Here is a 19,388-nt window from a genome sequence, read left to right on the forward strand (position 1 = left end):
TGTCGGCACAGCGCCGTAGATTGACCTAACCCTGCCAATCATGAACATGGAAGGCGTCACGGTGAGCGAGGCGTACCCCCACCTGTTCGAGCCCATCCAGGTCGGGACCATGAGCCTGCACGGCCGCGTCATGCTGCCTCCCCACGCCTCCGCCATCGGCAACATCTACGGCACCGACGAGGACGCGGCGCGCAACATCGCCTACTTCGAGCAGCGTGCGGACGCCGGCGTCGCGTGGGTGGGCAGCCTGAGCACCCACCTGCGCAACCGCGTGGTCCCCGGCTTCGACCCCAGCGGCGTCGGAGCCGCGACCACCGGCTTCTTCCGCCTGCCGTACTTCGTCGAGCGGGTCCAGGCCTTCTGCGACGCTATGCACGCGCGCGGCACCGCGGTGACCGTGCAGATGGTCCACCAGGGAGGCATGCCGCACGCGCCCAGCCCGGTCATGAGCGCGCCGACGATCAACCTCATGCCGCACGTGATGGACACCGACGACATCGCCGCGTTCGTCCAGGAGTACGCCGAGTCCGCGGTCCGCTCCCAGCAGGGCCGCGCCGACGGGGTCGAGCTGCACCTCAACCACGACGACCTGCACGAGTGGTTCCTCTCGCCGCTGACCAACCAGCGCGAGGACGCCTACGGCGGGTCACTGGAGAACCGCGCCCGCTTCTCGGTCGAGTGCCTCCGCGCGATCCGCGACGCGGTCGGCGACTCGATGACGGTCGGCGTCCGGCTCAACATCCGCGAGGAGCTGCCCGGCGGCTACGACACCGACGGTGGCGTCGCGATCGCGCAGTACCTGGAGTCCACCGGTCTCATCGACTACGTACACGGTGTGGTGGGCACGCCCTGGGGCAACCCGAGCTACATCCAGCCGACGTACTTCGAGCCCGGCCAGTGGGCCGCCCTCGCCGGCCGGCTCAAGCAGGCCCTGTCGCTGCCGGTCGTGCACACCGGCCGCATCACCGACCCCGACGTGGCCGAACGGGTGCTGGCCGCGGGCCACGCCGACCTCGTCGGCATGGCGCGGGCCCACATCGCCGACGGCGACCTGCTCCGTAAGGCGCGCGAGGGACGGCCGCAGGACGTGCGCCCGTGCGTGGGCGGCAACGACTGCATCAGCCGGCGCTACGTCGAGGGCCTGCCCTTCGGCTGCGCGGTCAACCCCGGCACCAGCCACGAGGTCGAGGGCGTGTGGCTCAACCCGCGGCCCGGCCGGCGGCTGCTGGTCGTCGGCGGCGGCCCGGCCGGCATGGAGCTGGCGGCGCTCAGCGCGGAGTCCGGCGTGGACGTCGAGCTGCACGAGGCCGGGCCGGAGCTCGGCGGCCAGCTGCGGTACGTCGTGCGAGCACCCGGCCACGACGGCTACCAGAAGTACCTCGACTGGCAGGTCCGCCGGCTGGGGTCCCTCGGCGTCCGGGTGCACACCGGCTCGCGGCTGGGCGTGGACGACGTGCTCGCCCGCGACGTCGACGTGGTCGCCGTGGCGACCGGCGCCGGGCCGCGGCGCCCCGCCGTACCGGGGGTCGACGGCGCGCACGTGCACGAGGTCCGCGAGGTCCTGGCCGGCGAGGTCGAGACCGGCGAGCGGGTGCTCGTGGTCGCGCAGGACGACCACGTGCCGCCGCTGTCGGTGGCCGACCACCTCGCCCAGCAGGGCAAGCAGGTCACCGTGGTCTACGCGACCCACCAGCCCGCCCCACTACTCGGCCGCTACTACATCGGCGCGATCCTCGGCCGCCTCGACGCCGCCGACGTGCGGTTCGTGTTCATGGAGGAGGTCGTCGCCATCGGAGCCGGCAGCGTGACGACCCGCAACGTCTACTCCGGCAGGGAGCGCGAGCTGGGCGGGTTCGACACCGTCGTGCTCGCGTGCGGCAGCGTCTCCGACGCCACGCTGTACGACGAGCTGCGCGGCCGGCACCCGGACGTGCACGTGCTCGGTGACGCCTACGCCCCCCGCCGCCTCGTCTTCGCCACCCAGCAGGCCAGGGCCCTGGCCCAGCAGATCGTGACGGCCGGCTCGGCCCTCGAGCCCGCCTGACCCACCCGAAGGAGAACGCAATGCTGCTCAAGGACAAGGTCGCCCTCGTCACCGCCGGTGCCTCCGGCATGGGCCGGTCCGGCGCCGAGGCCTTCGCCCGCGAGGGCGCCCACGTGATCGTCGTCGACGTGAACGAGACCGCGGCCAAGGAGACCGTGGCCGGCATCGAGAGCGAGGGCGGCAGCGCGGCGTACGCCGTGGTCGACGTGCGCGACCTCGGTGCGCTCAAGGAGCTCGCCGACGGCGTCACCCGCGACCACGGCAAGCTGCACGTGCTCTACAACAACGTCGGCATCCCGGGCGCCGCCGGTCTCGAGCTGACCGAGGAGGAGTGGGACCTCGGGCTGGAGGTCAACGGCCGTGCGAGCTTCTTCCTCAGCGGCTACCTCCTGGACTCGCTCCGGGCGGCCCAGAACGCGTCGGTGATCTTCACCAGCTCGACCTCCGGGCTGGTCGGCTCGCCGTTCAGCCCCATGTACTCCTTCACCAAGGGTGGCGTCATCGCCCTGGTCCGCTCGATGGCGCTCGCCCACGCTGCCGAGGGCATCAGGGTCAACGCCATCGCGCCCGGCTCGGTCGAGACCCCCGGCCTGCCCGGGTTCTTCCGCATCGACGACCCCGAGGAGATCGAGAGGCGCAAGCAGGCCTTCTTCGCGACCATCCCGATGGGTCGCGCGAGCCAGCCCGAGGAGATCGCCCAGGTCGCCCTGTTCCTGGCCAGCGACATGAGCAGCTACGTCACCGGCGTCACGATCCCGGTCGACGGCGGCATCACGGCCAAGTGACCCGCCTGGCCGCACCGGCAAGGCCGAGGTGACCGCCGGCGGCGCCGGCGGCGCGCGGCTCCACCGGTTCACGGCGCTGGGCGAGCCGCCCAGGCCCTTCTCGCACCACTAGCGGTCCCGACGACGAGGCCCGGCGGACGGAGTCCGCGGGGCCTCGGGTCGTCGTGGCTCAGGTCAGGTCGGCGCGGACCCGGTCCAGGCGGTCGAGGGCGAGTGCGGCGACCTCGGGTGAGGTCACGACGTACATCCGGTCGGCCTCGACGGCCTCGACCACCTGCCGGCCCACGACGGCCGGCTCGACGGCCGCCAGCGGGGTCATCGTGGTCGTGCGAGCCGGGACGGGGGTGGCGCCGGTGTCGGCCAGGGCCGCCGGCCGGTTGCGCGAGGACTCGTGGATGCGGCTCGGGACCGGTCCCGGGCACAGCACGGTGACGCCGATCTGGGGCGCCACGTCGTCGAGCTCGACCCGCAGGGTCTCGGAGAGCCCGACGACGGCGTGCTTGGAAGCCGAGTAGGCGCCGTTGCCTCCGCCGGGGATCGTGGTCAGCCCGGCCATCGAGGCGGTGTTGACGACGTGGCCGCGGCCCGCCGCGATCATCGCCGGCACGAAGGCGCGCACGCCGTTCGCGACGCCGAGCAGGTTCACGTCGAGCGTCCAGCGCCAGTCGTCGGGCGTGTGCTCCCAGAGGGGGCGGCGCGGGGCGATCACGCCGGCGTTGTTGACCAGCACGTCGACCCGTCCGAGCTCGGCCAGGACGTGCTCGGCGAGCTCCGAGACCGAGTCGGGTGAGGACACGTCGACGACGACTCCGGCCGCCGTCGCCCCGGTCGCGTTGACCGCGACGACCGCCTCGTCGAGCGACGAGGGCTCCACGTCGGCAATGACGACGGTCAGGCCGCGCGCCGCGAAGGCGTCCACGATCGCGCGACCGATCCCCGACGCACCACCGGTGACGACCGCGACCTGGCCCGCCTCGAGCCTCACGAGGCCAGCTCCGGCAGCACCTGGGAGCCGAACTCCTCGAGCTGCGCCATCGCGTCGCGGTGCGAGAGCCCCGGCCAGTGCGGCTTGTAGACGAAGTGGGTCATCCCGATGTCCTCGCCGAGCTGACCGAGCTGGTCGACGCACTCGGCGGCGGTGCCCAGGATGAAGCGGTCCTCGATGTCGGCGCGCAGCTCGGCGCCGTCCTCGACCGGGGTGTTCTCCCCCGAGAGCCCCCACTTCTTGTAGACCTCGTAGCGCGCGCGGTAGCGCTCCAGCGCCGCCTCGAGGCCCGCCGCCCTCGAGGGCGCGATGAGCAGCTCGCGGCGCACCGGGAAGTCGCCGTCCAGCGGCAGGCCGGCCTCGGCGCGGGTGGTCAGGAACAGCTCGCGCAGCCCGCGGAGCTCGGTGTGCGTCGGGAAGGGAGGGGTGTACCACGCGTCGCCGAGCCGCGCCGCGCGCTTGACCGCGCCCGCGGCCTGGCCGCCGATCCACACCGGGATCCCGCCCTGCTGCAGCGGTCGCACCGAGGGCTGCGCTCCGCTCACGGAGAAGAACTCGCCCTCGAAGTCGACGACCTCGCCGCTCCACAGCCGGCGCACCAGAGCCAGGGACTCCTCGAAGCGCTTGACCTTGCTGCCCTTCTCCACGCCGAACGCCGCGAACTCGTGCGGGCTGTAGCCCAGACCGACACCGAAGACGGCGCGCCCGTCGGTGAGCACGTCCAGGGTCGCCATCTGCTCGGCGATCTCCACCGGGTTGACCATCGAGAGCAGCACGATGCCGGTCGCGGTCCGCATCGACGGTGCCACGCCACCCATGTGCGTCAGCCAGGGCACGGGCTGGAAGTAGCGCAGCTCGGAGCCGAGGAAGTGCTGGCCGCAGACCATGAGGTCGAAGCCGAGCTCCTCGGAGGTCCGCACCAGCTCCTCGTGCTCGCGGACCTGCTGGCGCGGGTCGGTCGTGGCGTCGTGCACCGAGGTGAGCAGGATCCCGAACCTCACGACGCCTCCCCGGTGAGCGACCCGGCGGCGAGCGGCGTGTGCAGGTGCGCACCGAACAGGTCGGCGCAGTACGGATCGGTGCTCGACGACCAGCGCATCAACGAGACCTTCGCCGCGCGGATGCGGTCGTCCCACCACACGCCCTTCACGCGGTCCACCGCGACGTCGTACGCCGCGGCCACGCCCTCGGGGGTCAGCAGCGCCGACTCCCGCGCCATCCGGTAGCGCTCCTCGTCGCCGAAGAACAGGTCGATGGTCACCGCGAACGGGCCCGCGTTCTTGCTGCGGATGATGTCTGCGCAGTCATAGAGCCGCATGCGCCACCTCCGGGTTGCTGGGTGCCGACACCCGCCGGGGGAAGGCGGTGACGTCGACCGGGAACGCCGCCACCGGATCGGCGACGGGGAGCAGGTGGTAGATCGAGAAGCTGTAGACGTCGGAGACCGGCACGACCACCGGCATCAGCGGCGCGGCCGCGTTGCCGGCGGTCGTCTTGCGTCCCGGGTAGGGACCGATGAACAGCCGGATGAACGCGTAGTACGCCGCCTCCTGGGCCAGCTCCGCGGTGTCGGCGACGACGTCGACGAGCACGCCCGCCTCGTGTCCGGTCACCGCGTGGTGCGGCTCCAGGTCGCCGAGCACCGCGTCGAGTCCGAAGATCCGCGTGTGCAGCCGCAGCCGGCCCTCGGCGACGGCCTGGGCGAAGCGCGGTGCGGTCAGCGTCGCCTGCTCGGCCGCGTCGGTCCACGAGCGGGCCTGCTCCAGCAGCGCCGGCTCGCGGACGCCGAGGAGCGAGACGGCGCGGAAGCCCTCGCGCCGCGCCCCCTCGAGCAGCAGGGTGTACGGCGCCTCGTGCCACTGGGCACCCTCGCAGCGGATGCCGCCGTCGACCTCGGCGTAGGTGGCCGCCGAGAGGTCGAGGGTGCCGCCCGGGTTGTCCTCCTGCGTCGGGTGCGAGCGCTCGTAGAAGGTGTGCGAGACCAGCGAGCGGATCGTGGGAGCCGCGCCCTCGTGCGGCGAGCGCACCGTGAAGCCGGTGGCGTCGAGGCTGGCCCAGATGCAGCGCCCCGAGTCGCCCGGCTCGAGCGCCAGCCCGCCGCACTCCAGCATCTTGCCGGCGTGTGCGGCGATCGCGGTCGGGATGCCGCGCAGCATCGGCAGGGCCATGAACAGCCCGATGTCGAGCGCTCGGCCGGTGATGACGCCGTCGACCCCTTGCTCGAGACCGGCCATGACCGGCTCGGGGCCGATCAGGGCGACCACGCGCTCGACCTGGTCGACGTCCTCGACGGTCAGCGGGTCCGCGAGCCCGGCGCCCGCGGCGCACGGCACGACCGGCGGGCCCTGCTCGACGGCCGCCCGCAGGTCGGCACGGGAGAGCTCGGAGCGGATCACGCCCACCCGGGGCCGCCAGCCGTTCCGCTCGCACATCTCGTCGAACCGGCGCAGGCAGCTCTCGAGGTGGACGTCGCCGCCGGCGATCCCGAAGGAGAAGACGAACGGCACGCCGTGCTCCAGCGCGGCGCGGACGTAGGGCTCCACGTTCGCGGCCTGGTTGGCCGCGACCTGCTCGCCCGAGCCGAGCCAGTAGGGGCCCCAGTCACTCCCGGTCCCCTGAGCGACGACCGCGTCGACACCCCACTCGAAGGCGCGCGCGATCGCCTCCTCGACGTCCGCGGACGGCGCGATGTGGTTGACGAAGCCGAGCAGGCGCACCGGCTCGACAGGGAGTCCGCTCATGCCTGCACCTCCACCAGCTCCTCGCGCAGCCGGCGGCGGAGCACCTTGCCCGCCGCGTTGCGCGGCAGGTCCTCGACGACCACGACGTGGCGCGGTCGCTTGTAGCCCGCGAGCCGGGTCCCGGCCCACGCGGTCAGCTCGTCGGGGTCCAGCCCGTCGCGCGGCACGACGACGGCCGCGACGACCTCGCCCCAGCGCTCGTCGGGTACGCCGACCACCACGGCCTCGGCGACGTCCGGGTGCTCCCGGAGCACGCGCTCGACCTCGGCCGGGTAGACGTTCTCGCCGCCGGAGATGATGAGGTCCTTGACCCGGTCGGTGAGGTAGAGCAGGCCCTCCTCGTCGAGGTGACCCCCGTCGCCGGTGCGCAGCCAGCCGTCCTCGGCGTACAGCGCGGCCGTCTCCTCGGGCCGCCCGGCGTACCCCGGTGAGTTCTGGGCGGAGCGCGTCCACACCTCGCCGAACTCCCCCACCCCGCAGCGCGCCCCGGTCTGCGGGTCGTGGACCTCGAGCTCGACCCAGGGGTAGGGCCGTCCCGCCGAGCGCCAGCGCGGCGACGCCGGGTCGATCTGCGGATCGGCCGGCATCTCGGTGAACGCGCCGGTGGTCTCCGACATCCCGTAGAGCTGGGTCAGCACCGGCCCGAACAGGGTGTGGGCCGCACGCTGGGTGGCCGGGCTGATGGGCGAGGCGCCGTAGAGCACCCGGCTCAGGTGCGGGAAGCGTGAGCCGGCCGGGGCCTCCGCGCACAGCCGGTCGATGATCGCCGGCACCAGGAACGTGTGCGTGATCTCGTCGCGCTCGAGGTGACCGAGCAGGGTCGCCGGGTCGGCGTCGGAGGCGAGCACCGAGGTGGAGCCCGCGACCAGGCCGGCCAGGCCCCAGCTCAGCGCGCCGACGTGGAACAGGGGCGTGGCGAGCAGGGTCCGCGAGTCCGGCTCCAGGCGCCACCAGGGCACGACGCCGGTGGCCTTGGTGCCGAGGTTGCGGTCGGTGAGCAGCACGCCCTTGGGCCGGCCGCTGGTCCCGGACGTGTAGACCTGCAGGACGACGCGGTCCAGGTCCTCGGGCAGGTCGGCCAGGTCGACGGCCGGGGCCGCGGCCAGCCAGGCCTCGTACGCCGGGCCGAGCTCGAGGTCGAGCAGCGAGCCAGGGACGGCGCGCAGCGCCGGGAACAGGTGGGCGGTCCGCGGCTCGAGGACGGTGGCCCGGGGCGCGGCGTCGGCCGCCACCTCGCTCAGCTCGGCGGGCGCCAGCCGCCAGTTGAGTGGCACGGCGACGGCCCCGGCGCGCGCACACCCGAGCAGCGCCTCGAACGTCTCCAGCGCGTTGGCCAGGATCAGCGCCACGCGGTCGCCCGGCCGCAGCCCCGCGGCGAGCAGCCCGCGCGCGAAGCGGTCGGCGCGGGCGTCGAGCTCGGCGAAGGTCTGCACCCGCCGGGCCCGCACGAACGCCGGGTGGTCCGGTCGGCTCCGCGCCCACTCCCGGGCCTGGTCGGCCAGCCGGTACGGGCCGCTCACCTGCCCCGGTCCTCGCCCAGGTCGGTGGGCAGCGACTGGACCGCGCGCAGCATCGCGCTGCCGGCGTACGCCGGGTCCTCGTCGAGCAGCCGCGCGTCGGGGAAGCGCCGCAACAGCGTGGAGAAGACGACGTCGCCCTCGAGGCGCGCAAGGGCTGCCCCGAGGCAGTAGTGCGCACCGAAGGCGAAGGAGAGGTGCTCGTTCTTGTTGGCCCGGGTGAGGTCGAGCCGGTCCGGGTCCGCGAAGACGGTCTCGTCACGGTTGGCGGCGCCCATCACCACGACGACCGTCTGGCCCTCGCGCACCGGCACGCCACCGATCTCGAAGTCGCCGGCCGCGACGCGCGGCAGGTAGTGGTGCGGCGAGTCGTAGCGGATGAGCTCGTCGCTCGCGCCACTGACCAGCTCCGGCCGCTCACGCAGCAGGTCCCACTGGTCCCGGTTGCGCTGGAGGGCCAGGAAGCCGTTGCCGAGCAGGTTGGTGGTGGTCTCGCTGCCACCGAAGAGGATGAGCAGGTACATCGCGACCAGCTCGTCCTCGGTGAGCACCTCGTCGTCGGCCGAGGCCAGCAGCGCCGCGGCGAGCTCGGGGCCCTCACCGGTCTGGCGGAAGCGGGTGACGGTCCGACCGACGTACTCCCGGAAGGCGTCGATGGCCTCGTCGGCCTCGTGCAGCGAGCGCTCGTCGAGCGAGAACAGCCGGCCGACGGCCTCCGACCACTCCCAGATCAGCTCGCGGTCCGACTGCGGCACCCCGAGCATGTCGACGATCACCCGGACGGGGAGCTTGTTGGCCAGGTGCTGCTTCACGTCGGCGACCGGCGCCGCCTTCATCTCCTCGATGAGGTCGTCGACGTGGGCCTGCACCGAGTCGCGCAGCTGGGCGATCCGGCGGGCGGTGAAGCCGCGGGCCGAGATCCGGCGCAGCCGCGCGTGGGACTCCGCGTCCTGCCGGCTCATGAACAGGCTCTCGAAGTCGAGCACCTTGAAGAACGTGTCGTGCTGGTCGAGCGGCAGCCGCGCGATCGTGCCCTCGGCGAGCTCGCCGAAGCGGTAGGCGTTCTGGATGATCGGGTAGCGGCCCGCCATCACGTCCTTCACGTCGCGGTAGCGCGTGACCACGGTCGCCGGACCGCTCTCCCACCGCACCACACCGCTGCCGGAGCGCCAGCGCTCGTACATCGGGTAGGGCCAGGCGATGGTCGCAGGGTCGGCGGAGAAGAAGGCCGTGATCTCCTCGTCGCGGACCCGGGCGGTCGCCGTCGCGCTCATCTCGGCTCGCTCTCTACCCTGCTTATGTTGATCATGGATTGCGAGCACGTTATTCCGCGGTGAAGTGGCTGTCAACCGTCGCACTGACGACCGTGCGGCGCGGCAGCAGGAGCCACGCGACCCCGGCCGAGACGAGGGCACCGGTGCAGGAGACCAGCGAGGCCACGACGATGCCCGTCTCCCGCGGCCCGTCCTCGCCCACGGGCGTGTACGCCGCGAGGACGGTCGCCACCAGCGCGGCACCGAAGGCGCCGCCGAGCAGCCGCAGCACCTGGTTGACGCCCGTGGCACTGGCGGTGCGCTCGTCGGGCGTGCGGGCCACGATCAGCGCGGGCATCACCGAGTAGGCCAGGCCGATACCGACGCCGAGCAGGAGCATCATCAGCAGCACGTCGACCGGGCCGGCGTGCCGCAGGGCGAAGACGCCGAAGGAGGCCGCGACCATCACCGAGCCGAGGGTCAGCACCGCGCGGAACCCGATGCGTCGCGCGAGCACCCGCGCGAGGCCCGGGCACACGAGGCTGGCCAACGCCATGGGCAGCATCAACAGTCCGTAGACCAGGACCGAGTAGCCGAGCCCGAACCCGGTCGCCGTCGGTGACTGCGCCACGAGCACCACGACCGAGACCCCGCCGAAGATGCCGACGCCGAGCAGCAGGGCCGCGACGTTCACCGCCAGCACGCCGGGGGCGGTGGCCAGCCGCAGGTCGATGAGCGGGGCCGGCACCCGCAGCTCGAGCACCGACCACGCCACGAGCAGCACCACGCCCGACGCGCCGAGGCCGAGGACCGGCGTCGACGTCCAGCCCCAGACACTGCCGCGGGCGATGGCCAGCAGCGTCGCAGCGAGCCCGAGCCAGAGCAGGAGGGCACCGGGCAGGTCGACGGCGACGGCCCCGCCGCCGGTCGACACGGGCACCCGCCGCCACACCCAGAGCGCGGCGCTGCCCGCGACGACCGCGGCGAGCAGGAACGCGAGCCGGTAGCCGCCGAGCAGGACGCACAGGCCGATGGCCGGGTTGCCGAGGCCGACCCCGACGGCCACGCTCGTCGACAGCACGCCGAGGGTCCGGGCCAGCACCGCGCCCTCGAGCTGCTCGCGGGCGATGCTGACGGTCAGCGGCACCATCGCGTAGCCGAAGCCCTGCAGGGACCGCGCGGTCAGCAGGGCCGAGAACGTCGGTACCAGGGCCACGAGGCTCGCCGCGGTGACGACGAGCAGCGACCCCACGAGCAGGTGTCGCCGCAACCGGCCGTCGGCCAGCCGCGAGAGCACGGGAGTGCAGACCGCGCCGACGACCAGGGTGACGATGAGTCCCCACTGGGCGTCGGCGACCGTCACGTCCCGGGTCACCGCGACCTCGTAGACGATCGGGCTGCCCAGGCCGGCGACGATGGCGCCGGTGAGGGCGGCGAAGGACAGGCAGGCGATGAGTCCGCGGTCGGTCGCCGCGTGCGTCACCTGGCCGGCGGTCACCCCGCGGGTCAGACCAGCTCGAACAACGTGGCGTTGGCCATGCCGCCGCCCTCGCACATCGTCTGCAGCCCGTAGCGCTGGCCCTCGCGCCGCATCCGGTGCAGCAGCGTGGTGGTCAGCCGCGCGCCCGTGCCGCCGAGCGGGTGACCGAGCGCGATGGCGCCGCCCTGGGGGTTGGTGCGCCCCGGGTCCGCCCCGGTCTCGGCGAGCCACGCCATCGGGACGCTCGCGAAGGCCTCGTTGACCTCGAACGAGCCGATCTCGTCCAGCGGCACGCCGGAGCGGTCGAGGAGCTTGGCGGTGGCGGGGATCGGGCCGGTGAGCATGAGGACCGGGTCCGAGCCCTCGACCACCATGGTGTGGACCCGGGCGAGAGGAGCGAGGCCGTGCTTCTCGACCGCGCGACTCGAGGCGACGAGGAGTGCGGCCGCGCCGTCGGAGACCTGGCTGGCCAGGGCGGCGGTCAGGCGACCACCCTCGGTCAGCGGGTTGAGCGAGGCCAGCTTCTCCGCGGTGGTGTCCGCGCGGGGGCCCTCGTCGCGGCTCAGACCCGCGACGTCCACGATCTCGGCGTCGAAGTCCCCGGCCGCCTGCGATCGCAGCGCGCGGGCGTGGCTCTCCAGCGCGTAGGCCTCCATCGCCGCGCGCGGGAGTGCCCACTTCTCGGCGATCAGCTCGGCGCCGCGGAACTGCGAGATCTCCTGGTCGCCGTAGCGCTGGGCCCAGCCGGTGCCGCCGCGCGGGTGGGCCATGCCCTTCTCCAGGCCGATCAGCGTCGGCGAGGCGATCGGCACCTGGCTCATCACCTCGACGCCGCCGGCGACCACGACGTCCTGGGTGCCGGACAGCACCGCCTGCGCGGCGAAGTGCAGCGCCTGCTGGGAGGAGCCGCACTGGCGGTCGATGGTCGTGCCGGGGACCCGCTCGGGCAGCCCGGCCGAGAGGGCGGTGATCCGGGCGGTGTTGGAGGCCTGCGGGCCGACCTGACCGACGCAGCCCCAGAGGACGTCGTCGAGGGCCTCGGGGTCGACCCCGGTCCGGGAGACGAGCTCGCGCAGCACGGCGGCGCCGAGGTCGACGGGGTGCACACCGGACAGCGCGCCGCCGCGGCGGCCCACCGCCGACCGCACCGCGCCGACGACGAAGGCCTGCTCAGCCATCGGGGGACTCCTTCCACCGGGGTGGTCGCTTCTCGAGGAACGCCGCGGCCCCCTCGGGCAGGTCGCTGCCGAGGAAGAACGGCAGGTTCATGAACTGGGCCGCGTCGAGGGCCTGGTCGGCCGGCAGGTCGGCCAGGTGCGCGAACGCGCGACGACCCAGGCGCACGGCGAGCGGGCTGGTGTCGGCGAACATCGCGGCGTACTCGTCGGCGGCGGCCCACAGCTCCTCGGTGCCCTCGCAGACGCGGGCGAGGAAGCCGGCCTTGTCGGCCTCGGCCACGTCCATCGCCCGGCCGGTGAGCACCAGGTCCATCACCAGCTTGCGCGGCAGCGCGCGGACGAGCGGTGCGACGATGATCATCGGGAAGAGCCCGATCTTGACCTCGGGCATGGCGAAGCTCGCGCGCCGGGTGGCCAGCACCACGTCGCACATCCCGGCCAGGCCCATCCCGCCGGCGTACGCCGGGCCGTCGACCAGGGCGACCAGGGGCTTCGGTGCGCGCAGCGCGAGCCGGTGCAGGTCCACGATCGACTGCGGCCACGCCCACGCCACCTCGCCCGGCGTCGAGGCGAGCTCCTTCATCTGTCTCAGGTCGCCGCCCGCGGAGAACGCCGGGCCGTGGGCCGCGATCGCCACCGACCGGGTCCCGTCGTCCTCCAGCGCGGTCCGCAGCGCGTCGAGGAGCGCGTCGGCGAGCTCGCCGTTGAGCGGGTTGCGGGCCTCGGGCCGGTCCAGGGTGAGGACCGTCATCGAGCCCCGGGTGGAGACCAGGACGGGCGCGCTCACCCGGGCAGCTCCATGCGCAGCAGCCAGGCGTACATGACCTTGCCGAGGTGGTCCGAGCGCAACGACATGGTGCCGCCACCGTCGAGGGCCCCGGTGAGCACGAAGTTGAGCGCCCTGATGCCCGGCAGCTCGTAGCGGGTCACGCTGCCCTGCACGAGGTCGCCGAAGTGCGCGGTCACGCGCTCCTCGGTCACCTCCCGGCACAGCACCTCGTAGCCGGCGTCGTCCCACGCGACCAGGCCGACGTTGCAGGTGTCGCCCTTGTCGCCGGAGCGGCCGTGGGCGAGGTCGGCGACACGGGTGGGCACCTCAGACCTCCAGCATCTCGACGGACTGCGTGACGTGCTCGCGGGGGATCAGGCAGGGCCAGATCGCGTAGAGCTCCTTGAGCGGCGGCCGGGTGCCGACGCCGGCCACGCCGGCGGGGCCGTTGTTGTAGAGCGGCACGCTCTCGGTGAAGACCTTGCGGGCGTTCTCCGCGTCCGGGCAGCGCGCGGCGTAGCGCACCACGATCTCGGTCAGCTCGGGGTCGTCGGGCTCGGCCACGACGCCGGGGAACATCGAGGTCTGCCCGACGTACTCCACGTGGTCCTCGGTGTACTGGAAGTCGGCGCGCTCGAGGCGGGTGCGCAGGAACTCGAGCCCGCGCTGGGCCTTGGCGTAGGCGTCGGGCCAGGTGTAGGTGAACACGGCCTCGCCGACGAAGCCCGCGCGGTAGCCCATGTTGACCTTGAGCGTCGCGGGCGCGGGCTTGCCGGTGCCGCCGGTGATGCGGACCCGGTCGTCGCCGAGGTCCTCCAGGTGCACCTGGGTGAAGTCGGCGGTGACGTCGGCGGTGAGGTAGTTGCCGGGGTCGAGGATCTCGTAGACGAGCTGCTCGCTGACCGTGCCGACGTCGACGCGACCGCCCGTGCCGGGGGTCTTGGTCAAGACGGCGGTGCCGTCCTCGGCGACCTCGGCGATCGGGTAGCCGAGCTCCTCCAGCCCGGGCACGCCCTGCCAGTCGCCGGCGTACAGCCCTCCGGTGGCCTGTCCGCCGCACTCGATGGCGTGGGCGACCACCGTCGCCATGCCGAGCCGGTCCCAGTCGTCACGGGCCCAGCCGAACTCGTGGATGAGGGGGCCGAGATAGAGCGCGATGTCGGTGACCCGGCCGCAGACCACGATCTGAGCGCCCTGGCGCAGCGCGTCGACGATGCCCTCGCACCCGGTGTAGACGGCCGCGTGGGTGAGCCGCTCGCGGACCTCGGACAGCGGTCGTCCCGTGTCGAGGTTCTCGAACCCCACGCCCGAGGTCATGAGGTCGTCGATGTCGGCCTCGATGTCGTCGCCGGTGACCACGCCGATGCGCAGCCCGGAGATCCCGAGCTCCTTGGCCATCGTCGCGATCGCCTCGGCGGCCGCGCGGGGGTTGGCACCGCCCGAGTTGGTGACGACCTTGACGCCTTTCTCGACGATGGCCGGCAGTGCGCCGCGCAGCAGGTCGAGGATGTCGCGGGTGTAGCCGCGGTCGCTGGCCTTGGCGCGCTGCTTGGCCAGGATCGACATGGTCAGCTCGGCCAGGTGGTCGCAGCACAGGTAGTCGATGTCGCCGCGCTCGACCATCTCGATGGCCGGCTGGACCCGGTCGCCCCAGAAGGCCATGCCGGCACCGAGCCGGACGGTCCGGCCGCTCATGCGGGCAGCCCGAGGAGACGGGCGAGGTTGCCACCGAGGACCCCGTCCTCCTCCTCCTGGGTCAGGCCGAGGGCGCGGATGGCCGCGATCTCCCGGGCGGGGTCGGCCATCGGCCAGTCCGAGCCGTAGACGACCCGGTCCGCGCCGTGGGTGCGGATGAGGCGGACGACCCTCTCGGGCTCGAGCTCGGCCATGGTGGGCGGCCAGGAGGTCTCGAGGTGGACCGAGCTGCCGACGACGTGCTCCTCGGCCTCGTCGAGCAGGTGGTAGCCGCCGTAGTGGCAGGCGATTAGCTCCAGGTCCGGGATCGTGTCCGCGATCTTGCGCAGCAGGTGCGGGCGACCGCGCTCGTTGGCGGCCTCGTCGCCACCGGCGCCGACGTGGCAGACCACCGGCAGGCCCTCCTCGGCCAGGGCCGAGAGGATCTCGTGGACGCGGGAGTCGGCCAGCGAGACGTCCTGGAACAGCGGGTGCAGCTTGACCCCGACGATGCCGTTGTCCCGCAGGCTCTTGAGGTTCTCCTCGACGGAGAGCTCGGGGTGCACGGTGCCGAACGGCACGAGCCGGTCGCGCGGCACGGTGCCGATGAACTCGTTGGTCCGCGCCACGACCGAGGCCTTGATGCCGACGCCGAGCGCGAGCCCCATGTCGATCCCGGCCGCGTCCATGGTCTCCAGCAGCCCGGAGAGCTTGCCGTTGAACAGCAGCGGCATCCCCGAGGGGCGTTGGGCCTGCATCGCGTCGGCGATGTGGTCGGGCCACACGTGGAGATGGCAGTCGACGATCACCGGGCCGCCCTCACTGAGCCAGGTCCTTGACGAGCTTCTTGGCCAGCGAGTCGAGGATGACCTCGGTCGAGCCCTCGTAGATGCGCATCGGGCGGGCCTCGCGGTAGATCCGCTCCATCTTGCCGCCGCGGACCAGTCCGAAGCGGCCCATGACCTGCACGCAGCGGTCGACCACGCGGCCGCAGGCCTCAGTGGCGTGCACCTTGGCGATCGAGGACAGGTGCAACCCGGCCAGCGGGTCGCGGGCGGCGGCGGCCGCGGCGCGGTAGGTGATCGCCCGGGCGGCCTCGATCTCCACCCAGCAGGTCGCGAGGCTGGCCGGTACGCCGCCCAGCTTGGCCAGCGGCATGCCGAACTGCTCGCGGGTGGTCGCGTGCGCGACCGCCTCGTGCAGGGCCGCCTCGGCCAGGCCGACGGAGGCGCCGGCGACCGACACGCGGAAGGTCGCCAGGGTGGACAGCATCAGCCGGAACCCCTGGCCCGGCTCGCCGAGGCGGTGGTCGACCGGCACCCGGACGTCCTCGAGGACGACGTCGCCGAGGACGTGGGGCGCGAGGATCTGGTGCGGGGTGGTGACGGTCACGCCCGGGGCGTCGGCAGGCACGAACACCAGGGAGTAGCCGTCGTCCTCCTTGGCCAGGACGGCGAAGAACGAGGCGTCGGGCGCGTTGGTGATGAAGGACTTGTGGCCGTTCACCACCAGCTCGCCGTCGTGCTCCTCGACGGTGGTGGTGATGGCCCGGAGGTCCGAGCCGACCCCGGGCTCGGTGAGCCCGATCGCGGCGATCGCCTCCAGCGCGGCGACCTGCGGCAGCCACTGCTTGCGGACCGCGTCGGAGCCCGCGACCGAGACCGCGAAGCTGCCGATGCCCTGCATCGCGAACATCGAGTCGAGGTGGTCGCTGACCGCGGCCAGCTGCTCGCGCACCACCGTGACCGCGAGGGAGTCGACGGCCTCGAAGCGGCCGCCGTACTCCGCGGCGACGACGACCTCGCACAGACCGGAGGCGGCGAGCCGCTCGCGGACGTCGGGGTCGAAGCGGTCGGCCTCGTCGGCGCGGTCGGCCACGTCCTCGCAGGACGCGGCGAGCCGGTGCGCCTCGGCCTGCAGGTCGACGTAGCGCTGGGGGAGCTCGAAGAGACCCGTCTGCTCGTCAGTCACGCTCACTGGGCGATCGCCTCCGGGGGACGCTGGTTGAAGTTCCGGCCGAACAGCTCCGAGGCGATCCTGACACGCTGGATCGCGGGCGTTCCGCCGGCGATCGCCCACCCGTGGGCGTCGCGGTGGAGTCGCTCGATGCCGTACTCCTCGGTGTAGCCGTTGCCGCCGTGCATCTGCATGGCGAGGTCGGAGACCTCCTTGCCCATCTCGTTGGCGAAGCACTTGGCCACCGAGACCTCGTAGGCGTGGGGCAGGCCGGTGCCGGCGTTGGTCGCGGCGCGCTGGATGAGCAGGCGCGCGGCCTCGACCTTCATGGCCATGGTCGCCACGACCATCTGCACGTTCTGGAACTCCACCAGTGGGCGGCCGAACTGCTCGCGCTGCTCGACGTAGCTGCGCGTGCGGTCCAGCGCAGCCTGGCCGATGGCCAGCGACATCGTGGCGTTGCCGAGCCGCTCGATGGAGAAGACGCCGAAGAGCTTGTGGAAGCCGCCGGCCTCGACCACCACGTTCGAGGCCGGCACGCGCACCCCGTCGAAGTGGATGTCGGCGCTGGGGATGCCCCGGAAGCCCATGAGCCGCTCGGGGGCACCGAAGCTCACCCCCGGGGTGTCGGCCGGCACGATGACCGCACCGATGCCCTTCGCGCCCGGCTCGTCGCTGAGGCGGCAGTAGACGAGGTAGTGGTCGGCGTGGCCGCCGTTGGAGATCCAGCGCTTGTTGCCGTCGATGACGATCTCGTCGCCGTCGCGACGTCCACGCGTCTTGAGGTCGGTGGCGGCCGAGCCGGCGTCCGGCTCGCTGATGCCGATGGCCATCGTGACCTCACCGGTGGCCACCCGCGGGAGGATCGAGTGCTTCTGCTCCTCGGTGCCGAAGAACTCGATGACGCGACACGGGCCCACGTTGGCCTCGAAGATCTGGAACGCGGCCGGGCGGCACTCCTTGGCCAGCTCCTCCTGGACGATCAGCGCGTCCATGAGGGTGCCGCCGTGGCCGCCGTACTGCTCGGGGATCGCGATGCCGAGGAAGCCGAGCTCGGCCAGTCGACGGACCTCTTCGGCGGGCAGGGCGGTCCGGTCGCGGTCCCAGGCCTCGGCGTAGGGCGCGTAGCACTCGCGGGCCACGTCGGCCGCCACCTCGCGGAGGTGGTGCTGCTCGGGGGACAAGAGAAAGCCCTGCACGTCGGCTCCCCGTCGTGAGGACGCCGGGTCCGGCGTCGTGAGTGGATGATAACTATGATCATGGTACTGATAGATTGCCACCCGTCAAGGCGGCGGCCACACTGGCCGGCAGGCCGCCCCGCCGCGAGCCCGACCCGAGGAGAGGCCATGACGCAGGACCCGACCCCGCCCCCCGGACCCGGCTTCGACCTGGCCGGCCGGACCGTGCTGGTCACCGGCGGGAGCCGCGGCCTCGGCCGCGCGATGGCCTACGGCTTCGCCCGCTGCGGGGCCCGTGTCGTGGTGGCCAGCCGCAACGGCGAGGCCTGCGAGGAGTTCGCGGCCGAGCTCTCGGAGACCACCGGTGTGCCCGCCCAGGGGCTCGGCGCCCACGTCGGTCACTGGGACGAGCTCGATGCGCTCGCCGATGCGGCCTGGTCGGCGTTCGGGTCGGTCGACGTGCTCGTCAACAACGCCGGGATGTCGCCGGTCTACGACCGCGAGGTCGACGTCACCGAGGCCCTGTTCGACAAGGTCATCGACGTCAACCTCAAGGGCCCGTTCCGGCTCACCGCCCTGCTCGGCACCCGGATGGCCGAGTCCGGCGGCGGCTCGGTCATCAACATCTCCAGCGCGGGCGCGGTCCACCCCCGCCCCGGCATCCTCCCGTACGCCGCGGCGAAGGCGGGTCTCAACGCCATCACCGTCGGCTTCGCGCACGCCCTCGGCCCCGACGTGCGCGTCAACGCGATCATGGCGGGCACCTTCCTCACCGACGTCAGCAAGGCCTGGGACGAGGAGGCCTTCGCCCGGCGTGCACAGACCTTCGCGGCCCAGCGCGGCGGGCAGCCCGACGAGATCGTCGGCGCCGCGCTCTACCTCGCGAGCGACCTCGCGTCGTACACGACGGGCTCGGTGCTCACCGTCGACGGCGGTCAGCCGTGAGCGCCCCTCGCGCGGCCCTGGCCCGGCTCGCCCCCGAGCCCACCGCGGCACTGGCCGAGGTCGAGCGCGTGGCGGCCGCGAGCGTCGACCCCCACGTCCTCGAGCTGGTCCGCGACCGGGTGGCCTCCGTGCTGGGCGGTGTCCCCTCCGACCTCGACGACTGGCGCTCGCGCACCGACCTCGACGCGGCCGACCGCGCGGTGCTCGACTTCGTCGAGCAGTTCGTCTTCTCGGTCTCCAGCCTCGACGACGCCCAGGTCGCCGCGCTGCTCGAGCACGCCGACCCGATCCGCGTCCACGAGCTCTGCAACCTGGTCTGGGCCGTCGACCTCGGCACCCGGCTCGACCTGGTCGCCGGGGTGGTGCTGTCGTGAGCAGCCGGATCCCGCTCCCCACCGACCCGTCCGTCCCGAAGTACGGCACCCCCGTCGACTTCGCCGTCGCCGCCTTCGCCGCCGCGGTCGTGCGCCAGCGCGCGCTCGACCCGACCACCACCGAGCTGGTGCGCCTGCGGTGCGCGCGCGTCCACGACTGCCGGCTGTGCCAGTCGGTGCGCAACGTGGAGGCCGGCGAGGTCGACGAGTCCCTCGCGACCCAGGTCGACCACCACGAGACGAGCGTCCTCAGCGAGCGGCACCGGGTCGCGCTGCGCCTGACCGACGCGATGATCCTCGACCCGTCGGCGGCCGACGAGGCGCTGCGCGCCGACGCCCGCCGCCTCTTCACCGAGACCGAGATCGCCGAGCTGCTCCTCGACGTCGTGAAGTGGAGCCAGCAGAAGGCCTCGGTCGCACTGCGCATCGAGGTCGCGCCGCGCGAGGGTCTGAGCGAGCTCTCCTTCGACGCCGACGGACAGGCGCGGGTGGGCGGCGCGCTGTAGATG

General features: G+C 73.0%; 19 protein-coding genes. 5 read left to right on the top strand and 14 right to left on the bottom strand.

All coding sequences use genetic code 11. The features are described 5' to 3' along the window. Positions 1–40: 40 nt before the first annotated feature. Entirely contained in the window at positions 41–2,044 is a 2,004-nt protein-coding gene (locus G5V58_RS19035) for an oxidoreductase (RefSeq protein ID WP_230486747.1), read from the top strand. Positions 2,045–2,064: 20 nt separating this feature from the next. Further along, positions 2,065–2,829 (top strand): SDR family NAD(P)-dependent oxidoreductase, encoded by a 765-nt coding sequence (locus G5V58_RS19040; RefSeq protein WP_165236304.1) that lies wholly within the window; start codon positions 2,065–2,067, stop codon positions 2,827–2,829. A gap of 169 nt (positions 2,830–2,998) precedes the next feature. Here G5V58_RS19040 and G5V58_RS19045 read toward each other — a convergent pair whose 3' ends face one another. The 14 genes from G5V58_RS19045 to G5V58_RS19110 are packed head-to-tail and all read right to left on the bottom strand — an operon-like array spanning position 2,999 to position 17,566. Further along, positions 2,999–3,814 carry an SDR family NAD(P)-dependent oxidoreductase gene (locus G5V58_RS19045; RefSeq protein WP_165236306.1) on the bottom strand — a complete coding sequence of 272 codons (816 nt, stop codon included), beginning with the start codon at positions 3,812–3,814 and terminating at the stop codon, positions 2,999–3,001. Then, a complete protein-coding gene (locus G5V58_RS19050) occupies positions 3,811–4,815 on the bottom strand; it encodes an LLM class flavin-dependent oxidoreductase (protein WP_165236308.1) in 1,005 nt (334 codons plus the stop codon). Before G5V58_RS19050 ends, G5V58_RS19045 begins: the two co-directional genes overlap by 4 nt. Further along, a complete protein-coding gene (locus G5V58_RS19055; RefSeq protein WP_165236310.1) occupies positions 4,812–5,132 on the bottom strand; it encodes a DUF4387 family protein in 321 nt (106 codons plus the stop codon). Before G5V58_RS19055 ends, G5V58_RS19050 begins: the two co-directional genes overlap by 4 nt. Beyond that, the gene (locus G5V58_RS19060) at positions 5,119–6,555 is read right to left on the bottom strand and encodes an acyclic terpene utilization AtuA family protein (RefSeq protein WP_165236312.1); all 1,437 of its coding nucleotides are present in this window, start codon (positions 6,553–6,555) and stop codon (positions 5,119–5,121) included. The genes G5V58_RS19055 and G5V58_RS19060 overlap by 14 nt, the downstream gene beginning before the upstream one ends. Further along, a complete protein-coding gene (locus tag G5V58_RS19065) occupies positions 6,552–8,075 on the bottom strand; it encodes an AMP-binding protein (RefSeq protein ID WP_165236314.1) in 1,524 nt (507 codons plus the stop codon). The genes G5V58_RS19060 and G5V58_RS19065 overlap by 4 nt, the downstream gene beginning before the upstream one ends. Then, complete coding sequence (locus G5V58_RS19070; RefSeq protein ID WP_165236316.1) at positions 8,072–9,346, bottom strand: cytochrome P450; 1,275 nt, start codon at positions 9,344–9,346, stop codon at positions 8,072–8,074. Before G5V58_RS19070 ends, G5V58_RS19065 begins: the two co-directional genes overlap by 4 nt. A 49-nt stretch (positions 9,347–9,395) precedes the next feature. Continuing rightward, on the bottom strand, positions 9,396–10,808 hold the full coding sequence (locus G5V58_RS19075) for an MFS transporter (protein ID WP_165236318.1): 1,413 nt from the start codon (positions 10,806–10,808) through the stop codon (positions 9,396–9,398). A gap of 23 nt (positions 10,809–10,831) precedes the next feature. Further along, positions 10,832–11,983, bottom strand: a complete 1,152-nt coding sequence (locus tag G5V58_RS19080; RefSeq protein ID WP_165236320.1) for an acetyl-CoA C-acyltransferase — start codon at positions 11,981–11,983, stop codon at positions 10,832–10,834. Then, a complete protein-coding gene (locus G5V58_RS19085) occupies positions 11,976–12,770 on the bottom strand; it encodes an enoyl-CoA hydratase/isomerase family protein (protein ID WP_165236322.1) in 795 nt (264 codons plus the stop codon). The genes G5V58_RS19080 and G5V58_RS19085 overlap by 8 nt, the downstream gene beginning before the upstream one ends. Next, entirely contained in the window at positions 12,767–13,078 is a 312-nt protein-coding gene (locus G5V58_RS19090) for an AtuA-related protein (RefSeq protein WP_165236324.1), read from the bottom strand. Before G5V58_RS19090 ends, G5V58_RS19085 begins: the two co-directional genes overlap by 4 nt. Before the next feature lies 1 nt (position 13,079). After that, a complete protein-coding gene (locus G5V58_RS19095; protein ID WP_165236326.1) occupies positions 13,080–14,447 on the bottom strand; it encodes an acyclic terpene utilization AtuA family protein in 1,368 nt (455 codons plus the stop codon). Further along, the gene (locus G5V58_RS19100; RefSeq protein WP_230486748.1) at positions 14,444–15,211 is read right to left on the bottom strand and encodes an amidohydrolase family protein; all 768 of its coding nucleotides are present in this window, start codon (positions 15,209–15,211) and stop codon (positions 14,444–14,446) included. Before G5V58_RS19100 ends, G5V58_RS19095 begins: the two co-directional genes overlap by 4 nt. A 34-nt stretch (positions 15,212–15,245) precedes the next feature. Continuing rightward, on the bottom strand, positions 15,246–16,403 hold the full coding sequence (locus tag G5V58_RS19105; protein WP_230486749.1) for an acyl-CoA dehydrogenase family protein: 1,158 nt from the start codon (positions 16,401–16,403) through the stop codon (positions 15,246–15,248). Further along, the gene (locus G5V58_RS19110) at positions 16,400–17,566 is read right to left on the bottom strand and encodes an acyl-CoA dehydrogenase family protein (RefSeq protein ID WP_230486750.1); all 1,167 of its coding nucleotides are present in this window, start codon (positions 17,564–17,566) and stop codon (positions 16,400–16,402) included. The genes G5V58_RS19105 and G5V58_RS19110 overlap by 4 nt, the downstream gene beginning before the upstream one ends. 162 nt (positions 17,567–17,728) lie before the next feature. Between G5V58_RS19110 and G5V58_RS19115 the strand changes: the two genes are divergently transcribed. From G5V58_RS19115 to G5V58_RS19125, 3 genes are read left to right on the top strand one after another with little or no spacing between them, the layout of a single operon-like run. Continuing rightward, complete coding sequence (locus tag G5V58_RS19115) at positions 17,729–18,505, top strand: SDR family NAD(P)-dependent oxidoreductase (RefSeq protein WP_165236330.1); 777 nt, start codon at positions 17,729–17,731, stop codon at positions 18,503–18,505. Next, positions 18,502–18,879 (top strand): carboxymuconolactone decarboxylase family protein, encoded by a 378-nt coding sequence (locus G5V58_RS19120; protein ID WP_165236332.1) that lies wholly within the window; start codon positions 18,502–18,504, stop codon positions 18,877–18,879. Before G5V58_RS19115 ends, G5V58_RS19120 begins: the two co-directional genes overlap by 4 nt. Then, entirely contained in the window at positions 18,876–19,385 is a 510-nt protein-coding gene (locus G5V58_RS19125; RefSeq protein WP_165236334.1) for a carboxymuconolactone decarboxylase family protein, read from the top strand. The genes G5V58_RS19120 and G5V58_RS19125 overlap by 4 nt, the downstream gene beginning before the upstream one ends. Positions 19,386–19,388: the final 3 nt, after the last annotated feature.

It is taken from the genome of Nocardioides anomalus, from assembly GCF_011046535.1.
Classification (GTDB): domain Bacteria; phylum Actinomycetota; class Actinomycetes; order Propionibacteriales; family Nocardioidaceae; genus Nocardioides; species Nocardioides anomalus.